This window comes from Epilithonimonas hominis, assembly GCF_003730015.1.
GTDB lineage: Bacteria > Bacteroidota > Bacteroidia > Flavobacteriales > Weeksellaceae > Epilithonimonas > Epilithonimonas hominis.
Map to the genome: position 1 here is coordinate 1 of NZ_RJTU01000032.1, position 4,515 is coordinate 4,515.

Here is a 4,515-nt window from a genome sequence, read left to right on the forward strand (position 1 = left end):
GGATGTATTGAACAAAACCGAACTTCACGAGCCCAAGATGTTGTATGATATTTTATTTGAATCGGCTTGGGAAACGCTTCAAACGTTTGGCAAAAACAAAAATCTCCAAATGGGAATGATTGCTGTTTTGCACACTTGGGGACAGAATCTGAGCCTTCATCCGCATTTGCACTGCATTGTTCCGGGCGTGGTGTGGATGAAAGCGGAACTTGGAAAAATCTCCGTTCAGATGGGAAATTTCTCTTTCCGGTAAAGGCTTTGAGCAAAGTTTTCAGGGCTAAATTTTGTGAGAAACTGAAGCATCAATTATCATTAAAATTGAATGAAAATCAACGAGAAAAATTTACTGAAAATGAGGCTGGGAATTACGAAAAATTAAGGCAAAGTCTGTGGGAAAAACCTTGGGTAGTTTATGCTAAAAAGCCTTTTGGAAGCCCAAAATCTGTGGTAGAATATTTGGGTAGATACACGCATAAAATCGCCATCAGCAACCAGAGAATCAGGAAAATTGACGCGAAAACGGTCACTTTTTCTTACAAAGATTACCGCCAAAAAGGTATCAAAAAGCAGATGGTTTTGAGCCACGAGGAGTTTATCCGAAGATTTGCGATGCATATTTTACCGAAAAGATTTGTAAAAATCCGTCATTATGGTTTTTTGAGCAGCACCTGGAAGCGTATCAAGCTTAAAAATCTACAACAAAAATTAGGCATCCAGCCTAAAGAAAAGCTTCCGCCAAAAGTTTTTCAGCCGAAATGTAGTTGTTGTAAAGTTGGAAATTTGGTAACGATTGCCACGTTCGATCTTCGAGGTCCGCCGCAATGGTTTTTGGAGATGAGCCAAAGCCAGCCAACGCCTAAAAAATAGATTTTTGGGTAAGGGAAATTATGCCCCAACGTGAAGGAAAACACGATAAAACCGACAAAGTTCGCCAAAAACGAATGCCTAAAAAAAAGAGAACGTCCTGTTCTCTTGAAATATCTCCTAAAAACTTTACGATAAACCCATAGTGTTGAAAAAGCTCCCAAAGCGAGCCTGCTCTGAGCTAGCCGAAGGGTTCAACAGGAGTTTCATTGTTGGCTCTTCGAGCCCAACGAAACTCTGGTTATTAGCTGCAGTAATATATTAGAAAATTTCACTTTTAAACTCATTTACAGTATTTTCATCGGTATAGATTCGTAGAGTTTTTAATAAATCTTTAGTATTTGAAATTCTACTTTCATAAGTGGTTTTCAGGAATTGAATCATTTTCTCGTTTCCTATTTTTCTTTCAAGTTTATATAAAATATATGGACATTTGAAATAAACGATAGAATACCAACTATCATCATTTGGATTGATTTGTGAAATTTTGATTGGTTTTTGATAAGCTGTTTCATATTTTCTCAAAAATTCATCAAATTCTGTTGGTGACAATTTTTGTTGCATCCATTTTAATGCGGAAAATTCCGCAAAAGATTCATTTAGCCATTCTTCATAAGTTCCGAAAGAAGCATTTTTCCACCAAAGATGTCCAATTTCGTGTGCAAGCGTTTTTTTGTCGCTATTTGAAAATCCATTTTTTAGCGATAATGAGATGAATCCTTTTCTTGCATAAGACATTGGATGTGCAAAAGGATTTATTGCAACAATGAGATTTTTAGAATCGCTTTTTCCAAAATTTTTTTCATAGAAATTATATATATTGTCAGAAGTATTTTGAATATCTTTTATTTGTTCTTTTGAAAGTTCAGTTCCATAAAATTTTATGCTTTCATTTTTAGCACTGAAAATTTGAAATTTATTTGAAAGAATAACAGGAATATCTTTATAATTTTCGTTATTAAGAATTATTGTTTTGTTTTTACTTTTTGAAATATTTCCAGAACTTATGATTTCGTAATTTTCAGGCGTTTCAAAATCAAGCTTATAAGAATAATTTTTGTCATTAAAATTTAATGGAAACCAACCGGTATAAAGACTTAATTCAATCCAATTTGGATTATAAATAAATGTTGGATGTTCAATTTTGTTGAGTGGATAGGAATATTTAATTTCTAAATTGAAGTTTTTTGGAAAATTGTTTTTGATAATAATTTTCTTGAAATCAGGCATAAAATCAGTGTCATTTTCTGTTTTGTAGGTTATTGATTTTTTGTTGATTTCAATTTTTTCAATTTTCGCGTTTTTATTCAAATTAAAATAGAATTCACTTTCATTGGAATTTGAATAATGAATTTTGAAATCTGCGTTTAAAATTTTGAGAGAATCTATCGAAATTTTTCCATTATAGCTTTTAATTTCTTGTGCTTTTGCAAAGGTTGAAAGTGTAATTATTACTAAAAGTGAATTTAAACGCATCGTCGAGATATTATTGCAGCTAACGGAAAAAGTATTGGCGAAGTGCGGGACTTTTGAAGCCTAAAAATTCTACAAAAACCGAAAGCAGCAAACACTTTTTTCTTTTACTAAATTACACTTTTTTGTAAAATAAAAAAGTGTTTGCGGATAAAAAAGTAAAGTAGTTCAACTTGTTACTCTCCCCGCATTTTGCCAATACAATGTTGAACTAAACCTTCGGTAGCTTTCTCAGCGCTATATTTAGTTACTTTGTAAAACTAATTATAAATCAGTAAAATGGCAACAAAAAAAAAGAGAACGTCCTGTTCTCTTGAAATATTCTCAAAAAACTTTACGATAAACCCATAGTGTTGAAAAAGCTCCCAAAGCGAGCCTGCCCTGAGCTAGCCGAAGGGTTCAACAGGAGTTTCATTGTTGGCTCTTCGAGCCCAACGAAACTCTGGTTATTATCGGCAGGCATATTTATTCTCTAGTTTCAAATTCGATTAAATATTGTTTTAGTGGAATATTTTTATCAGTTCTGAAATTATTGGTAATTAATAGTTGATAATTTTTCTTCGGTTCTAAAGTTACAGAAATTGTCCAAAACTTTTTATCTTTTGACCAATATCGTTTTTTTACATCATTTTTTGGAAAAGCATTTTGTCCTAAATCTCCGAAATCAATTCCTGTATTATAGCCATTTAATGGTTCAGAAAATTCAACTGTTATTTCGTTTATTTTGGGGTCAACATTATTACTTTTATTTTTGAACTGCTTAATTCCGATTACAGTTGGTCTTTTGTTTTCATAATCATTATACAAATCGTCAAGTGATTTAGAAAAAAAGTTTGATTTTTTCACAAAGTCTTCTACTTCATCTTCATTTGCATAATCCAATTCTATCATCTTCTTTATTGCTTCGTTTTTATCTTCAGCCTGATTATAGAAATTTTCGCACATTTGGTAACCAATATAATAACCTAAATCTCTTACGCCAAAATCATTTGGAGAATCTCCCCATAACCATTTATACAGATTATTCATATTGAACATTTCTTCTTCAAATTTCCTTCTAACTTTATCTGAAATGGTTTTTCCATAATTAATTGCTGGTGATGCGGAAGGAAGATTCATTGCTTTGGTAGAAATAAATTCTGCAACACCTTCCGTAATTACATACGAAAGTATATTGTCTACAAAAGGTTTTTGTTGTGTGTGAACATATTCGTGAATATTCAATAACACTAAATCTTTTATCGGTTCGCTATCGAAAAATTTGCGTCTGGCATTTCTAATACTTTCAGGAAATTCGTCCGTAATTGTTTTTTTATCAGTCATAGCAATTTCACTTCCAATTAAAACAAGGTTGTCGGAATAAGTACCATTTGTTCGTAAAGCACCAATGGTAAAATAGATTTTTGCTGGTTTTAATTCAGGATATATTTTACGAAGTTTTTCAATTCCTAAATTCAAATCTCTTTGATATCTTTTTGATTTTAGTGTATTTTTTCTAACAGAATTCCAAAACTTTGGATAATTATTAATCGCATTGATATAATCCTGGCTTGTATAATTTCTGGCTTTTCTAATTGCTTTTAAACCTTCTGTTCCTTTTGAGAAATATAAATCTTCAAGTAGTTTTTTTTGTAAAATTGAATCTTTTGTTTTTGTAATCTTATCATACGCTTTCCAAAAATTATCGACATCCGAAGAAAAGACATTCTGGGCTCTGGTTTGAAGTGTAAAACCTATAATGATTGAAAGAAAAATTATTTTGAAGGTTTTTGTCATAGATTTAGTTTTAGCGTTATTTTTTGGTATGCTTGCACATAACGAAAAAGTATTTGCGAAGAACGGGCTACTGCAAACCAAAAGTGGAAAGGAAAACCGCCTGGAGCAAAATGCTTTTTCAAATTTCTAAATTACTAAAAATTGAAATATGAAAAGCATTTTTGCGGATATTAAAACCAAATTCTCAAAGGAAAAATTCAAGCCCGTTTTTGCCAATACCGTGTTGAACTAAACCTTCGGTAGCTTTCTCAGCGCCATATTTAGTTACTTTGTAAAACTAATTAAAAATCAGCAAAATGGCAACAAAAAAAAGAGTTTAGAAGAGCTTAGAGAAAACAAACTCATCAATCAGGCAAAGCGCAAAGTTCCGGGATTTGCGGAACTTTTGCATAGGTTTGATCG

The 4,515-nt window shown here is 32.0% G+C and carries 2 protein-coding genes and 1 pseudogene; 1 reads left to right on the top strand and 2 read right to left on the bottom strand.

Features of this window, described 5'->3' with window-relative positions:
• Window positions 1-867, top strand: a pseudogene (locus EGH73_RS04470) (IS91 family transposase); the annotation flags it as partial.
• 258 nt (window positions 868-1,125) lie between these two features.
• Here the strand turns inward: EGH73_RS04470 and EGH73_RS04475 are convergent.
• On the bottom strand, window positions 1,126-2,175 hold the full coding sequence (locus tag EGH73_RS04475) for a M1 family aminopeptidase (protein ID WP_221177739.1): 1,050 nt from the start codon (window positions 2,173-2,175) through the stop codon (window positions 1,126-1,128).
• 627 nt (window positions 2,176-2,802) lie between these two features.
• On the bottom strand, window positions 2,803-4,113 hold the full coding sequence (locus tag EGH73_RS04480) for a hypothetical protein (protein WP_184808071.1): 1,311 nt from the start codon (window positions 4,111-4,113) through the stop codon (window positions 2,803-2,805).
• Between the last annotated feature and the right edge of the window lie 402 nt (window positions 4,114-4,515).

Coding starts and splice junctions, on each gene's coding strand:
- EGH73_RS04480 (WP_184808071.1), bottom strand. CDS start 4,113: ATGACAAAAACCTTCAAAATAATTTTTCTTTCAATCATTATAGGTTTT.